The organism is Brevundimonas sp. NPDC055812 (assembly GCF_053616535.1).
Map to the genome: position 1 here is coordinate 17486 of NZ_JBSHDX010000005.1, position 15423 is coordinate 32908.

13 protein-coding genes are annotated in these 15423 nt (G+C 70.5%); 6 read left to right on the top strand and 7 right to left on the bottom strand.

All coding sequences use genetic code 11. The features are described 5' to 3' along the window. Window positions 1-169 precede the first annotated feature (169 nt). The 3 genes from rpe (at window position 170) to purH (ending at window position 4701) form a co-directional block, all read left to right on the top strand. Window positions 170-850 carry a ribulose-phosphate 3-epimerase gene (gene rpe, locus ACWGL1_RS09600; RefSeq protein WP_291780743.1) on the top strand — a complete coding sequence of 227 codons (681 nt, stop codon included), beginning with the start codon at window positions 170-172 and terminating at the stop codon, window positions 848-850. Further along, entirely contained in the window at window positions 847-2661 is a 1815-nt protein-coding gene (locus tag ACWGL1_RS09605) for a heparinase II/III family protein (RefSeq protein WP_452111864.1), read from the top strand. The genes rpe and ACWGL1_RS09605 overlap by 4 nt, the downstream gene beginning before the upstream one ends. 435 nt (window positions 2662-3096) lie before the next feature. After that, window positions 3097-4701, top strand: a complete 1605-nt coding sequence (gene purH, locus ACWGL1_RS09610; protein ID WP_452111865.1) for a bifunctional phosphoribosylaminoimidazolecarboxamide formyltransferase/IMP cyclohydrolase — start codon at window positions 3097-3099, stop codon at window positions 4699-4701. 111 nt (window positions 4702-4812) lie between these two features. Here purH and ACWGL1_RS09615 read toward each other — a convergent pair whose 3' ends face one another. Together ACWGL1_RS09615 and ACWGL1_RS09620 are read right to left on the bottom strand one after the other, a co-directional pair. Further along, window positions 4813-5628 carry a siderophore-interacting protein gene (locus ACWGL1_RS09615; protein ID WP_452111866.1) on the bottom strand — a complete coding sequence of 272 codons (816 nt, stop codon included), beginning with the start codon at window positions 5626-5628 and terminating at the stop codon, window positions 4813-4815. Further along, window positions 5625-6230: a PadR family transcriptional regulator gene (locus tag ACWGL1_RS09620; RefSeq protein WP_452111867.1), complete on the bottom strand. Its 606-nt coding sequence runs from the start codon at window positions 6228-6230 to the stop codon at window positions 5625-5627. The genes ACWGL1_RS09615 and ACWGL1_RS09620 overlap by 4 nt, the downstream gene beginning before the upstream one ends. Before the next feature lie 111 nt (window positions 6231-6341). Between ACWGL1_RS09620 and ACWGL1_RS09625 the strand changes: the two genes are divergently transcribed. Genes ACWGL1_RS09625 through ACWGL1_RS09635 form a run of 3 tightly spaced genes read left to right on the top strand, consistent with a single transcriptional unit; the run spans window position 6342 to window position 8529 of the window. Continuing rightward, window positions 6342-7091, top strand: coding sequence for a dienelactone hydrolase family protein (locus ACWGL1_RS09625; protein ID WP_291780724.1), 750 nt, complete (start codon window positions 6342-6344; stop codon window positions 7089-7091). Between the two features lie 57 nt (window positions 7092-7148). Beyond that, on the top strand, window positions 7149-7637 hold the full coding sequence (locus tag ACWGL1_RS09630) for an Rrf2 family transcriptional regulator (RefSeq protein WP_452111868.1): 489 nt from the start codon (window positions 7149-7151) through the stop codon (window positions 7635-7637). Beyond that, window positions 7606-8529 (top strand): NAD(P)/FAD-dependent oxidoreductase, encoded by a 924-nt coding sequence (locus ACWGL1_RS09635; RefSeq protein WP_452111869.1) that lies wholly within the window; start codon window positions 7606-7608, stop codon window positions 8527-8529. Before ACWGL1_RS09630 ends, ACWGL1_RS09635 begins: the two co-directional genes overlap by 32 nt. Window positions 8530-8534: 5 nt before the next feature. Here the strand turns inward: ACWGL1_RS09635 and ACWGL1_RS09640 are convergent, their stop codons facing one another. From ACWGL1_RS09640 to glnD, 5 genes are all read right to left on the bottom strand, one after another. Continuing rightward, complete coding sequence (locus tag ACWGL1_RS09640) at window positions 8535-8999, bottom strand: OsmC family protein (protein WP_452111870.1); 465 nt, start codon at window positions 8997-8999, stop codon at window positions 8535-8537. Window positions 9000-9031: 32 nt separating this feature from the next. Further along, window positions 9032-9757, bottom strand: coding sequence for a GNAT family N-acetyltransferase (locus tag ACWGL1_RS09645; RefSeq protein WP_452111871.1), 726 nt, complete (start codon window positions 9755-9757; stop codon window positions 9032-9034). Window positions 9758-9762: 5 nt separating this feature from the next. Beyond that, entirely contained in the window at window positions 9763-10800 is a 1038-nt protein-coding gene (gene trpS / locus ACWGL1_RS09650; RefSeq protein WP_291780709.1) for a tryptophan--tRNA ligase, read from the bottom strand. 173 nt (window positions 10801-10973) lie between these two features. Beyond that, window positions 10974-12671 carry a murein biosynthesis integral membrane protein MurJ gene (gene murJ / locus ACWGL1_RS09655; RefSeq protein WP_452111872.1) on the bottom strand — a complete coding sequence of 566 codons (1698 nt, stop codon included), beginning with the start codon at window positions 12669-12671 and terminating at the stop codon, window positions 10974-10976. 30 nt (window positions 12672-12701) lie between these two features. Further along, window positions 12702-15404, bottom strand: a complete 2703-nt coding sequence (gene glnD, locus ACWGL1_RS09660) for a [protein-PII] uridylyltransferase (RefSeq protein WP_452111873.1) — start codon at window positions 15402-15404, stop codon at window positions 12702-12704. Between the last annotated feature and the right edge of the window lie 19 nt (window positions 15405-15423).

Consider the following 15423-nt stretch of genomic DNA (forward strand, 5'->3'; position numbering starts at 1 on the left):
CCTTGCGTCGACCGGCTGCGCCTCGCCAGCGCCCTTGCGCCCTCGACCGCGGCGCCTTCGCCAACGACCACCGCCGACCGTTCGCGAAGCGCGAATGGACGCCTCCCTCGGCAACTGCGTCAGCGGCCCGGCTTGCCCCTCGCCGCCGAGGGCCGTAAGTCGCACAGTCATGACCCAGACGACCGCGACCGCCCCGCTGATCTGCCCCTCCATCCTGGCCAGCGACTTCTCCAAGCTGGGCGAGGAGATCCGCGCGCTGGAGACGGCCGGCGCCGACTGGATTCACGTCGACGTCATGGACGGCCATTTCGTGCCCAACCTGACCATCGGCCCGGACGTGGTGAAGGCCCTGCGCCCGCACACCAGCCTGCCGTTCGACGTGCACCTGATGGTCGCTCCGGTCGACAACTGGCTGGAGGCCTATCGCGCGGCGGGCGCCGACATCATGAGCGTCCACCCCGAAAGCGGCCCGCACGTCCACCGCACGCTGGGCCAGATTCGTCAACTGGGCGCCAAGGCCGGCCTCGTCTTCAACCCGGGCACGCCGCTGAGCGTGCTGGAGGAGACCGTGGAGATGGTGGACCTGGTGCTGATCATGTCGGTCAATCCCGGCTTCGGTGGTCAGAAATTCATCGAGACCTCGCTGAGGAAGATCGAGCGCGCCCGCGCCATCCTCGACCGCGCCGGGTCCAAGGCCCATCTCCAGGTCGACGGCGGCGTGGTCGCCGCCAACGCCGGGGCCTGCGTCGCCGCCGGAGCCGACGCCCTGGTCGCCGGCTCCTTCGTCTTCAAGGGCGGACCGGACGCCTACGCCGCCAACATCCAGGCCCTGAAGGCCGCCGCCGCGTGAGTCCTCTCGGCCCCTTCGCCCCGCGCGACAGCGACGTCCCCCTGGCCGAGGGGCACATCCCCGGTCTGAAGGGCGCGCCCCTGCGGACCCCCGTGCGCGCCGCCTCGGGCGCCCGGCCCGACCCGCGCCTTTGGGCCTCGGTCGCCAAGGGACTGGCCGCGCGCCAGGCGTGGATCGAGCTTTACGGCCTGCCCGGCTACGGCCTGACCTTAGGCGGTCCCACGGCCGAGGGCTTCGCCGTCAGTCCGCGTGACTTCCGCCCCCTGCCCGAAGAAGCGCCGCGCCCCCTGCTGTCGGGCAAGCTGACGCTGGCCGGCCTCAGCCTGGACGCCGAGACCCCGCTGGAGCTGTGGAACAGCCCCACCCCCAGCCGCGCCTTCGCGGTCGAGCTGCACGGCTTCGCCTGGCTGCCCGCCATGATGGCCCAGGGCGATCGCGGCGCGCGCGAGGCCCTGGCCATGACCCTGGCCTGGCGCGAGGTGTTCAGCCGCTGGTCGCCCTTCTCCTGGGATCCCGACATCCTGGCCCGCCGGGTCTATCACCTGGCCTGCGCCGGACGGCGACTGGCGGGCGCAGCGACAGAGATCGAGCGCCTGCAACTGACGGATATCCTGGCCCACCAGGCGCGCCAGCTGCTGCGTCCGCCCGGCGGGATCATGGGCCGCGCCGAGCGCCTGACCGCCGCCGCCGTCGCTGGCTGCGCCCTGACCGGCAAGGCCGGCGCCGCCATCCGCAACAAGGCGCTGAAACGTCTGCCCGGCGCCCTGGCCGCCACAGTCGCCCCCGACGGCGCCCACGCCACGCGCGCGCCGGAGATGGGGCTGGAGCTGCTGCTCGACCTGCTGACGCTGGACGACGCCCTGGCCCAGCTGTCGGAGGTGACGCCCGAGCCGGTGGCCGAGGCCATCTCGCGCCTGACCTTGGCCCTGCGCGTCCAGACCCTGCCCGACCGGCGCCTGGCCGTGTTCCAGGGCGGCGGCCCCTCGACGCCGGAACGCATCGCCGCCGCCCGCGCCCATGACGATGCGCCCGCCGCCCCGGCCGGCGGCCTCGTCGGCGGCCTGCTGCGCGTCTCCAGCCCGCTGCTGACCGTCATGATCGATGTCGAGGCCCCGGCCCGCAACGCCTGGTCGGCCGCCGCCTGCGGCCAGCCCGCCGCGCTGGAAGTCGTCTGCGGCCGCGATCGCCTGTTCACCTCGGCCGGATGGACCCCGCGCGCCCTGGACCGCCAGGCCCTGCGCCTGACGCCCGGCGCCTCGACCCTGACCCTGGGCGAACAGCCGCTGGGCGAACCCCTGTCGGGCTGGAAGGGCGAGTTGCTGGGCCCGCGTCTCGTCGGCCCCGCCCTTCATGTCACGCGCCAGCACCAGGAAGGCGACGGCGCCGTCTGGCTGGAGGTCGAACACGACGGCTGGATGCCGCTGTACGGCCTGATGCACCAGCGTCGTCTCTACATCGATCAGAGGCTGGACGAACTGCGCGCCGAGGAGCGGCTGCATCCGCCCGAAGGCCGTCCCGAAGCGACCCGCGCCATCGCCGCCCCCTACGCCCTGCGCTTCCAGCTCGAGCCGGGCGTTCAGGCCTCGCTGGCCCGCGACCGCCGCTCCATCCTGCTGCGCGGCCCGTCCGGGCGCGGCTGGTGGTTCCGCAGCGACGGCCCCGACGTGGCCATCGAGCCCGCCGTCCACATCGACGAAGGCCTGACCCGCCGTTCCTTGCAGATCGTCGTGCGCGGCTCGGCCCGCACCGACGCCGAGACCAAGGTCCGCTGGAAGCTGAGCCCCGCCGGCGCGAGCGGCGATCCGAGCTAAGCGCCGTCGAGGCGGCGGAGGAAGGCCGCGACGCTTCCGCCTCCCCCTCCGTCATCCTCGGGCTTGACCCGAGGATCGGGCGCCGGATCGCCTCCGTGACGAAGCCGTGCATCTCATACCAGACCAGGGTCTTCCAACCGTAGCGGTGAGCGAAGCCTTCGACGCCGTCCTCTCGGTCTGGCGAATGCGCTCATACAGGTTCGACGTCATGCCGACGTAGAGGACGCCGAGCGGGCGGCTGGCCAGAATACAGGTCGCTATGAAGGGACGGCGCTCGTTCATGGAAGGTCGAGTGGCGGACAACTCGATCCGCGGGTCAAGCCCGAGGATGACGGCGAGTGGAGAGAGCAAGAGCGCCCCAAGGGCTGACGCCGCGCCCCGTTGGTGCTAGAGGCCCCGCCATCTCCCCGCCCCAGCCGTAAACGGACGCCGCCCATGCCCGCCGCTCCCGACTTTCCGCCCGCCCCGGACGCGATCAAACCCGTCCGCGCCCTGATCTCCCTGTCGGACAAGGCGGGGCTGGAAGACGCCGCGCGCACCCTGGCGGGGCTGGGCGTCGAGCTGGTCTCCACCGGCGGCACCAAGGCGGCGATCGCGGGCTTCGGCCTGCCGGTCAAGGACGTGGCCGATCTGACCGGCTTCCCGGAAATGATGGACGGCCGGGTCAAGACCCTGCACCCCGTGGTGCACGGCGGCCTGCTGGGCGTTCGCAACGCCCCGGCCCACGCCGCCGCCATGACCGAGCACAATATCGGCGCCATCGATATCGTATGGATCGACCTCTACCCCTTCGAGAAGACGGTCGAGGACGGCGGCGGTTTTGAAGCGGCTATCGAGAACATCGACATCGGCGGCCCGGCCATGATCCGTTCGGGCTCGAAGAACCACGGCCACGTCGCCGTCGCCGTCGACTCGATCAGCATCGGCCTGATTGTCGAAGCGCTGAAGGCCGACGGCTCGACCACCCTGGCCCTGCGCAAGCAGTTGGCCGCCCGCGCCTTCGCCCGCACCGCCGCCTATGACGCCGCCGTTTCCGGCTGGTTCGCCGCTCAGCTGAACGACGCCGCTCCGGCCCGCAAGTCGATCGCCGGTTCGCTGGCCCAGACCCTGCGCTACGGCGAGAACCCGCACCAGACCGGCACCTTCTACCGCACCGGCGAGCGTCGCCCGGGCGTGGCCTACGCCACCCAGATCCAGGGCAAGGAACTGGGCTACAACAACATCGCCGACGCCGACGCCGCCTATGAACTGGTGGCCGAGTTCGAGGCCCCGGCCTGCGTCATTGTCAAGCACGCCAACCCCTGCGGCGTGGCCGTCGGCAAGGATCTGTCGAAAGCCTACGCCCGCGCGCTGGAATGCGACGCCGTGTCGGCCTTCGGCGGCGTCATCGCCGTCAACCGCCCGCTGAACGGCGACGACGCCCGCGCCATCACCGGCATCTTCACCGAGGTGGTCATCGCCCCCGGCGCGGATGAAGAGGCCAAGGCCGTCTTCGCCGCCAAGAAGAACCTGCGCCTGCTGATCACCGACGGCCTGCCCGATCCGCACGGTCCGGGCGAAGTCTTCCGCTCGGTGGCCGGCGGCTTCCTGGTGCAGTCGCGCGACCGCTCGCTGATCAAGCCGTCGGACCTGAAGATCGTCACGCGCCGCCAGCCGACGCCGACCGAGATCCAGGACATGCTGTTCGCCTTCACCGTGGCCAAGCACGTCAAGTCCAACGCCATCGTCTACGCCAAGGACGGCCAGACGGCGGGCATCGGCGCCGGCCAGATGAACCGCCGCGACAGCGCCCGCATCGCCGCCATCCGCGCCAAGGAAGCGGGCGAGGCCAAGGGTCTGGCCCATTCGCTGGCCGAGGGTTCGGCCTGCGCCTCCGAAGCCTTCTTCCCCTTCGCCGACGGCCTGCTGGAAGCGGTCGCCGCCGGGGCCACGGCGGTGATCCAGCCGGGCGGTTCGATCCGCGACGAGGAGGTCATCGCCGCCGCCGACGAGCGCGGCGTGGCCATGGCCTTCACGGGCGTTCGCGTCTTCCGGCACTAGGCATAGGAGCGCCAACGCGAGCCGCGCGGCGGCTCGCTGCTTGAGCGCAAAGAAGAGGGCGCTGCCGGTCATCGGCAGCGCCCTTTCTTTTGGCCAAGGCCCGGTCGGGCCTCAGTCCTCGATCACCTCGTGCGAGCCGGCGCGGCCCAGGCGCCAGTAGCCGGCGACCTTCATCCATTTCGGGTTGAACGGCCGGGCGGCCAGCAGGGCGGCGCGCATCGAGCGGGCGACCGAGGATTCGCAGGCGACCCAGACATAGGCGTCGGCCGGGTCGATCCGTTTCGCCGCCGCCACCGCCGCCGCCGTCAGGGCCTCGGCGCGGCCGCGCGGGCCGCCGTTGCGATGCACCCAGACGATCTCGACGTTCGCCGGACTGGGCAGATCCAGCTCTCCGCCTGCGTCGTTCACCTCGATGCAGGCGATGGCGCGCGCGGTCGCGGGCAGCTCCTCCAGACGGCGCGCGATGGCGGGGATCGCCGCCTCGTCGCCGACCAGCAGATGCTCGGCGAAGCTGGTCGGGATCAGGAAGGAGCCGCGCGGCCCGCCCAGACCCAGTTCGTCGCCCGGTCGCGCATCTTCGGCCCAGGCCGTCGCCGGGCCGCCGTGGCCGACCGCGAAGTCGATGGTCAACCGACGATTGGCGGCGTCGAAAACACGCGGCGTGTAGTCGCGCGCCACGGGCCGGGGCTCGGGAAACACCGGCCCGTCCGGACCCAGCGTCGGCAGCACCAGGGGCTCGCCGCGCGGCGCGGGGAAGATCTTCACGTGGTCGTCGAAGCCGGGGCTGAAGAAGCCCTCCAACTCCTCGCCCATCAGGACGATCCGTTTCAGCACGGGGGTCAGCTGCTCCACCGCCTCCACGCGCGCGCGGCGGAACTTCAGCTCGTGCCGCACGCGGCGCGGTTGTCTCAGCAGGGCGTCATTCATGCCTGTCTCACCTTGTCGGCCGCGGCCTCGATCAGGTCGGCGATGGTCTCGACCTGAGCCTCGCTGAGCGGCGGTTCCTGGCTCAGACGCTCATGGGTCGCCGCGCGGAAGGCCTCGATGGCCTGGGCGATGCGGGCCGGACGATCGGCGCGGCCGCGCAAGACCTTCATCTTACGCTCTGCGTGAGCCAGGGCCTCGGCGTTCTCGCCCAGCAGGCGACGGCCTTCATCGGTGACGGCGTAACGCTTCTTGCCGCCCTCGGCGACGACGCTCAGGGCGCCCATGTCCTCCAGGAGGGTCAGGCTGGGGTAGATGACGCCGGGGCTGGGCGTGTAGGTTCCGCCCATTCGGGCCTCGATGGCCTTGATCAGTTCATAGCCGTGACTGGGCTTGTCCGCGATCAGCGACAACAGCACCCAGCGCAGGGCGCCGTGCTCGAACATGCGGCCGCCGCCGCGACGGCCGTGGCCTTCGCCGCGCATCCGACCCTCGCCCATGCGTCGCCCTTCCGGCCGCATCGACCGAAAAGGGCCGCCGTGCCCGCGCGCAAAGCCGTGGCCCATGCCGCAGCCGCGCATTCCGATTCCCTTGAATCCTCTCATCTGCGTCTCTTTCTCTCTCACTTAGATATATCGAACTCGCAAACAGATATATCGATATATCGAAAGCGCAAGACCTCTTTCTTCGGCGGAGAGACGGATTAAGCTGCGCCGATGGACACCGTCGCCGCCCGCTGGGCCCAGCTAGAGCCCCATGTTCACGTCGTCGGACCGGACGACGACAAGGCCCGTCCGGCGGTCCTTCTGTTCCACGGCTGCGGCGGTCTGCGGGCCCATCTGCCGCGCTACGCCGAGGCGGCGAAGGCGGCGGGCTGGCGCGCCTTCATCGTCGATTCCTATGCGCCGCGCGGATGGGGCCGGAACTTCACCCTGATCGCCGTCTGCACCGGCCTGGCCTTTCGCGGCTATGAGCGCGCGGGCGACGTGCTGGCGGCCATCCATGGCGTCTCGCAACGCCCGGACGTCGACGCCTCGCAACTGGCGCTAGGCGGCTGGAGCCACGGCGGCTGGGCCATCATGGAGATGATGAGCGAGACGCCCGAGCCGGGCCGCATGGGCGTGGCCGATCCCGCAGCCGTCGACCTGTCCGGCGTCAAGGCCGTCTGGCTGGCCTATCCCTACATCGGCCCCTGGGCCTTCAATCGAATGAAGCCCTGGCGCCATTGCCCGCGCGTCCTGGCGCTGACGGCCAAACGCGATCACCTGACCACCGTCCGCAACGCCGAACGGGTCAACGCCATGATCCGCGACTGCGGTTCGGAGGTCGAAAGCTGGGTCGCCGACGGCACCCACGCCTTTGACGAGCCGACCAACAACGGCCCCATGCGCCACCATCCCGAACTGACCGAAGAAGCGCTGCGTCGCTTCAGCGCCTTCCTGAAGGACAGCGCGCCTCACGTCTGAAAATAATCTCTGGACCGCGCCTTGACGCGCGGGCTATCACGTAACAATTGAAGTTACATGAAAAGAGACTCCCGCCTCTCCAACATCCTGCACGCCCTGCTGCACATGGCCGAGCATGAACAGCGCTGCGGCCGACCAATGACCTCGGACATGCTGGCGGCCTGTCTGTCGACCAATCCGGTCGTGGTCCGCCGCACCATGGCGGGCCTGCGCGAACAGGGGCTGGTCGTGTCCGAGAAGGGCCACGGCGGCGGCTGGCGGCTGGCGCGCCCGCTGGAGGCCGTCACCCTGGGCCAGGTCCACGCCGCCCTGGGCGAGCCCGGCCTGCTGCCCGAGGCGCCCCCGGTCGAGGCGGAGGGCTGCCTGATCGAAGCCGCCGTCAACGACGCCCTGTCCGACACCTACGCCGCCGCCCGCGCCCTGCTGGCCGCGCGGCTGGACTCCATCACCCTGGCCGATCTGGCGGCGGACTTCTCGCGCCGGCTGGCCGCCCATCCCAAGCGAGACCTGCTCCATGCGCACCAGCGAAAATCCGATGCCCCATGACGCCGTCGTCATCGGCGGCTCCTACGCGGGCCTGTCCGCCGCCCTGCAACTGGTGCGGGCGCGCCGCCGCGTCCTGGTCATCGACGACGGCCGCCCCCGGAACCGCTTCGCCGCCCGCGCGCACGGCGTGCTGAGCAATGACGGCCGTCCGGGGTCGGAGATCGCCGCCGCCGCCCGCGCCCAGGTCGCAGCCTATCCCACCGCCGCCTTCCGCATAGCCGAGGCGGTGGACGCGACGCGCATCGACGGCGGCTTCTCGGTCGCCTTCGCCGACGGCAGCCGCACCATGGGTCGTCGTCTGATCCTGGCCCACGGGGTCGAGGACGTCCTGCCCGATCTGCCCGGCGTGAAGGAGCGTTGGGGCCGCACCGCCCTGCACTGCCCGTGGTGTCACGGCTATGAGGTCGGCGTCGGGCCGATCGGCGTCCTGGGGCGCGGCGACCATGCGGTCCAGTATGCCAGCGTCGTCGCCGAATGGGGCCAGGCCGTGCTGTTCATAGATCCGGCGCGGCTGAGCGAAGACGACGCACGCGTACTGGCACGGCGCGGCGTGACCATCGAGCCGACGCCCGTCGAACGCCTGGAAGGCGAGGCGCCGACCCTGACCGGGGCGCGGCTGACGGACGGCCGCTTCATCCCGCTGAAGGCCGTCTTCGTCGGCGCCCATGTGCGGCAGTCCGGCGGCTTCGCCGAGAATCTGGGCTGCGAGATGACCGACACCCCCATGGGCCGCATCGTCAAGGTCGACGCCCAGCAGCAGACCAGCCAGCCGGGGGTCTTCGCCGCCGGCGACCTGGCGCGGCCGGCGGGCAACATCACACTGGCGACGACGGACGGCATGACCGCCGCCCACGCCGCCTTCCGCTCCCTAATCGAAGAGGAGACGGCCTGAAGATTTCAGCGCGGCTCGATCTTCACCTCGGCGCGAACCGAGTTGGCGATGTAGCAGGCGTCGTGGGCGCGATGGTGCAGATCGGCGATCGCCGCCGCGTCCGGCTGCTTGTCGCCCGACCAGGTCACGGCCGGGCGCAGCACCACCTCGGTGATCGACATCTTGCCGCGCTCGTCCTTGCCCAGCGTCCCTTCCGCATCGTCGCGATAGGAATCGACCACGAAACCGTCCTTGCGGGCGTAGGCCAGGAAGAACAGCATGTGGCAGCTGGACAGGGCGGCGACCAGGGCCTCTTCCGGGTCCACCGCCGCCTCTTCCGACAGGGGCGGCGGGATCATGGGCGAGGGCGCAGACGATCCCCGTACCACCGCGCCGCCGTCGAAGCGCCAGTCATGGCCGCGTCCGTATTTGTTGTCGCTGAAGGGCTGATCGCCCCGGTTCCATTCGACGACGGCGACGTGCTGGCTCATGACAGGCTCCGAAACAAAGGGTCGAAGCTAAGCTAGGCGCCCTCAGCGGGTTCCGCCAGATCGCCCTTAACCAGATCGCCTTGGGTCAGCATCCGCATCTGCATCTGCGCCCGGATGGTGAAGCCCAACGAATGATACAGGGCGATGGCTCCGGCGTTGTCCGCATAGGAATGCAGGAAGGCCGTCTCGCCGCGCGCCAGGACGCGCTCGATCACCGCCCGCATCAGCGCCCCGGCGTAGCCGCGCCCGCGCGCATCGGGATGGGCGCAGACGCCCGAAACCTCGGTGAAGCCGTCCGGCTTCAGCCGCTCACCGGCCATAGCCAGCAGCCGCCCGTCCTGCTTGACCCCGAAGAAGTCGCCTAGCCGGTGCGTCTTGTCGAAGAAGGGCCCCGGCTCGGTCAGGGTCGCCAGAGCCAGCATGGCGGGCGCGTCGGCCTCGGTCAGGGGCTCGACAGCGATGTCGCGCGCCTTGGCCGGAGCCAGATCGACCAGAACCATCTGCGTCAGCACCGCCTCCTTCAGCACCGTCAGGCCAGGCGGGACGGGCGTGCGCTCCGCCTCGACCGTGGCCAGCAGCCCCTCGGGCTGCTCCAGCGCCGCGACGGCCGCCAGGCTTTCCGGCGACTGATCGACGCTGGCGACGAAGACGCCGTAACCCGGCGCCAGCCGCAGCGCCCCGCCCGCTCCCACGGCCAGGGACGCCTGACGCGCGGACGTCAGGGCGTTCCAGATCGGACGATCCAGCGGGTGCGCCATTCGGCTCAACCCTGCCAGAAGCCGACGATCTTCTTGACCTCGGCGATAGTCGGCTCGGCGACTTCACGAGCCTTTTCGGCGCCGGCGGCCAGGGCGCGGTCGATCTCGGCCGGGTCGTTCATCAGACGGCGCATCTCGGCGGTGACGTTCGCCATCGAGGACACAGCCAGCTCCGCCAGCTTCGGCTTGAAGGCGCCGAAACCCTGACCCGCGAACTCGGCCAGCACCGCCTCGCGCGTGGTGTCGGCCAGGGCGGCGTAGATGGCGACCAGGTTCTTGGCCTCTGCGCGGCCTTCCAGTCCCTCGACCGTCTCCGGCAACGGCTCGGGATCGGTCTTGGCCTTCTTGATCTTGTTGGCGATGGCGTCGGCGTCGTCGGTCAGATTGATGCGCGACAGGTCCGAGGGATCGGACTTGGACATCTTGGCCGAGCCGTCGCGCAAGGACATCACCCGCGTCGCCGGACCCTGGATCAGCGGCTCGGGCAGGGGGAAATAGCCCGGCGCGTTGAAGTCGTTGTTGAACTTCTGGGCGATGTCGCGGGTCAGCTCCAGGTGCTGCTTCTGGTCCTCGCCCACCGGCACCTCGGTCGCCTTGTAGAGCAGGATGTCCGCCGCCTGCAGCACCGGATAGGTGTAGAGGCCGACGCTGGAGCGTTCCTTGTGCTTGCCCGACTTCTCCTTGAACTGGGTCATCCGGTCCAGCCAGCCCAGGCGGCCGACGCAGTTGAAGATCCAGGCCAGTTCGGCGTGGGCCGGCACCGCCGACTGCGGGAAGATGACCGCCTTCTTGGGGTCCAGGCCCGAGGCCAGGTAGGCCGCCGCGATCTCGCGCGTCTGGGCCGCCAGCTTCTCGGGCTCCTGCCAGACGGTGATGGCGTGCAGGTCGGCAACGAAGACGAACAGGGGCGCGCCCGTGTCCTGCAGTTCGGTGAAACGCTTGAGCGCGCCCAGGTAGTTGCCCAGGTGCAGGGCGCCGGAAGCCTGGATGCCGGACAGGATGCGGCGCGGACCGGTGTATTGAGCCGGAGTCTGGTCAGTCATGATAGCGGATCTCGGAAATCGAAAGGCGAGTGTCGGCGCACGTTTTCGCGTGCGAAAGGGGGACGTGCGGAAGCGCGGAGCGGCGGGTCAGCCGCGCCATCGTCCATGAGCGAGAAATCGTCCCGAAAGCGCCATGCCCTCGCGCTTATCGGTTCGCAGCGCGAAGGGCAAGCTCACCGCGCCCGCCGGACCAGGCCCTTGACCTCAGCCACGGTCACGGCCCGGGTCAGGAAGGCCAGGACGACATAGGCCAGACCGCCCGAGGCCACGACCAGCAACAGGGTGATCTCCTTGGCGCCGTGGGTCGAACCCGCCAGGGCCAGAACGTCCGCGACCGGCGCCTGCAGCATCGGCCGCGCCCACGACGCGACGCCGACCACCATTGCCAGGCCCGCGCTGGCCAGGGCGATGCGGCCAAGGCGCCAGACCGCGCGCGGGCTCGGTCGATAGTAATCGCGCCGCCACAGGGTCGCGCCCAGTAGCAGCACATTGGTCCAGGCCGAGGCGCTGACCGCCGCCGCAATGCCCGACACCCCCATGCCGGCGCTGAACAGGCCGATGGCCAGGACGGCGTTCACCGCCACCGAGATCAGGGCGAACACCATGGGCCGCCGCGTATCGCCCCGCGCAAAGAAGGCGGGCGCCAGGATGCGGATCAGGACGAAGGCGGGCACGCCCCAGCCGAAATGCAGCAGGGCCTGGGCCGTGTTGACGGCGTCCACCTGCAGGAAGGCGCCGCGCGTGAACAGGGCGTCGATCAGGAAGTAGGGCATGGCCATCAAGGCCGCCGCCGCCGGCAGGGTCAGGGCCATGGACAGGATCAGCGCCTCGTCCATCGAGGCCTGCTGCTGGCCCTTGTCCTCGGACGCCACAGCCGACGACAGCTTGGGCAGAAGGGCGATGCCGATCGCCACCCCGACCAGGCCCAGCGGCAGTTGATACAGCCGGTCCGCCGTCGCCAGCCAGGTGCGGCCGCCGTCGACGAAGCTGGACAGGTTGCCGGAGATGAAGACGTTGATCTGGGTCGCGCTGTTGCCGATGGCGGCCGGGATGGCGGTGATGATGATGGCCTTCACCGCCGGGGTCATCCTTGGCAGGCTGAGGCGGATGTTCGCCCCCGCCTTGCGCGCCGCCCACCAGCACAGGCCCGCCTGGGCCACGCCCGCGACCAGCACGGCCCAGGAGGCGGCGTAGGCGGCCTCGATCTGGTCGCCCTTCACCGGGATGACGGCGGCCAGCATGATCAGGTTCAACAGGATCGGATAGGCGCCGGAGACGATGAAGCGCCCCCTCGCGTTCAGCACGCCGCTGAGCAGGGAGGCGATCGCCATACAGGGCAGATAGGGCATGGTGATCTGGGTCAGGATCACCGCCAGCTTGAAGCGCGCCGGATCGTCCAGGAAGCCGATGTTGATGACGGTCATCAGCCACGGCATGGCCAGTTGGGCGACGAGGGTCAGGGCCACGGTGACGGCGGCCACGGCGGCCAGGGCGTCGGTCGCGACCTTGTCGGCCGCCGCCTCGCCTTCGCTTTTCAGCGTCTTGGCGTAAGCGGGCACGAAGGCGGCGGCGAAGGCGCCTTCGGCGAAGATGCGCCGGAACAGATTGGGGAAGTTCAGCGCCGTGTAATAGGCGTCCGCCGCCGGTCCCGCCGAGGCGCCCAGCGCCGCCGTGATGACCAGATCGCGCGCGAACCCGGCCAGACGGCTGAGCAGGGTCATGGCGCTGAAGATGGCCGAGGATCGCGCCACCCCCCCCGATTTCGCCTTGCCCGTTGCGGCGGAGGCGGGCGGCTGGACCACCGGCTCGACCGTAGCGTTAGCGGCCGAGATCGGCGCGGACGGTTCGATAGGATCGGTCTTGTCGTTCACGGCTGTTCCTGCGCTCGGTCCCGAAACGCCTTAGCGCGCCTGCGGGCCGCTGGATACGGGCGAGCGGCCCAGCGCGCCTTCCAGATCCGACACATCGCGCACGCTGGCGCGCACCGGGATGATGCGCCGCCCCGCCGGACCCTGAGGCGCACGGTCCAGCACCTCCAGCAGGTCGGCCTTTAGCGCCTCCAGCTTCGACTTGCTCTTCGGTTTCCGGCCGTCGGCGTCGGTGATGTAGAAGCCGTCCACCGCCCGCTCACCGAAGCTGGCGACATGGGCCGAGCGGGTGGAATAGCCATGCGCGGAAATCGTCCGCGCCAGATCGGCCAGCAGGCCCGGCCGGTCGGCGCCCGACACCTCGATCACCACGGCGCTGGTCCCCGTATCGGCGTCGATCCGCACCACGGGCCGCACCTCGAACACGGCGCGGCGGGCGCTGACGCGCGGCGCCTCCAGAGCCGAGGTCCGGGCGCCCTTCAGCACCGCCCGCTCCATCGCCTTGACCAGAATGGCCAGTCGGCGCGGCTCGCGCCCGCCATAGGGCTCGCCCGCTCCATCCTGAATCTCGAACACGTCCAGCGCCATGCCGTCGTCAGCCGTAGCCAGCCGCGCGCCCACCACATCGGCGCCCGCCATCGACAGCGTCGCCGCCAGATCGGCGAACAGGCCGGGACGGTCGCGCGCCGCCACGGCCACGCGGGCGGTCGATTCCAGCGGCCCCTCGGCGGGCAGGGCCTCGACCGCCGCCCCTTCGCGTCGCGCTCGCTCGACCAACGCCGGGTGATCGGCCAGGGGGTCTTCGCGCGTCACAGCGTCGCCCCGGAACAGGGCCTCGGTCGCCTCGAACAGGGCGCGCATCAGCTGTCCCTTCCAGCCGTTCCACACCCCCGGCCCCACGGCGCGGATGTCGGCCACGGTCAGCACCATCAGCATCCTTAAGCGCTCCGGGTCGCCCACGGCCTCGGCGAAGGCGCGCACGGTCGAGGGGTCGGACACGTCGCGCTTCTGGGCGTAGTCGCTCATCAGCAGGTGATGGCGCACCAGCCAGACCACCAGCTCGATGCGGCGCGGGTCGACGCCCAGCCGCTCGCAGGCCCGGCGCGCGGCGATGGCGCCGTCCTCCAACTGGCCCCGGTCGCCGCCCTTGCCCACGTCGTGCAGCAGCATGGCCAGCATCAGGGCTTCGATATCGGCGATACGATGGATGACGCCCGTCGAGGCCGGATGGTCCCCCTCCAGCTTGCCGCGCGCGATGTCGTTGATGATCCCGACCGCCTGCAGGGTGTGCTCGTCCACCGTATAGGCGTGATACATGTTGAACTGGGTCTGGCCGACGATCCGCCCCCACTCGGGCAGGAAACGGCCGAGAAAGCCCGTCTCGTTCATGATCGACAGGACGCGATAGGGCCGTTGGCCATGCGCCAGCACCGTCAGGAAGGCCTCGGCCGCGCGCGGATCGCGGCGCAGGGCGGGCGTCACCAGCGTCAGCGAGCGGATCACGGCAGCGAAGGCGTCGGGGTGTAGGTCCAGATCCAGCCGATCCGCCTCGACGAACAGCAGCAGCAGCCGCACCGGATCGCGGGCGAACACGTTCGGCCCAGTGACCGTCAGCCGCCCCTCCTCCACCGCCAGACCGTCGAAAGCCAGCTTGATGCGACGGCGCCGGATCAACCGCGACAGGCCGCGCGCCAGCCCTTCCGCCTTCTTCTGCTGGCGGGCCTCCAGCTGGGCCGAGACGGCGCGGGTCAGGGCGCCGACCTCGCGCGCCACCTGGAAATAGCGACGCATGAAACGCTCGACCGCCAGTTCGTCGCCGCGCCCGCGCCATCCCATGCGCCGGGCGATCTCGGGCTGGAAGTCAAAGGTCAGCTTCTCCTCGGCCCGACCGGCGCTGAGGTGCAGCAGGATGCGGACCCGCCACAGGAAGCCGATCGCCTCGCGGAAGCTGCGCAGCTCGCGCGCGGTCAGCAGGCCCTCGAGCGCCGCCTGTCCCCGGTCGCTGTCCGGCGCCAGGGAGCGAGCGATCCAGAACAGGGTGTTGAGGTCGCGAAGCCCGCCCTTGCCGTCCTTGATGTTGGGCTCGACGCGATAACGGACGGCGCCGGTCTTCTGCAGGCGCACGTCGCGCTCAGCCATCTTGGCGGCGATGAAGGGGCGCGGATCGGCGCGGTTGACCGCGCTGCGGAACCGCTTCAGCAGGCTTTCGCCGAGCCCGACGTCCCCCGCCAGGACTCGTGCCTCCAGCAGGGTGGTGCGCACGGTCATGTCGTCGCGCACCAACGCCAGCGTCTCGCCGATGGAGCGAAAGGCCGAACCGACCTTCAGCCCCAGATCCCACAGGACATAGTGGACGAACTCGACCACCGCCTGTGCGCGCGGGCTGATCGCCCGCCCCGGCCGCAGGAACAACAGGTCGAGGTCCGAAAACGGCGCCAGCACCCCGCGCCCATAGCCGCCGACCGCCAGCAGGGTCAGCCGCTCGTCCGGAGCCGGATGAATCTGTTCGGTCGCGAACCGCCACAAGGTCGACAGCAGGTCGTCGGCCACCTCGGCGTAGAGACGCGCGGCCTCGGCCCCGTCGGTGGCGCTCTCGGCCCGGCGTGCGGCGCGGGCGCGGTCGGCGTCGAAGCTTTCGCGCAAGGCGGCGGTGACAGCGGCGCGCGGGTCCGGCGTCGAGGCGGCCTCAAGAACGGCGGACGGGAGCGGAGGCGGGACGATCACGATGGCGAGCATAGCACGCCCTTTTCTTCCC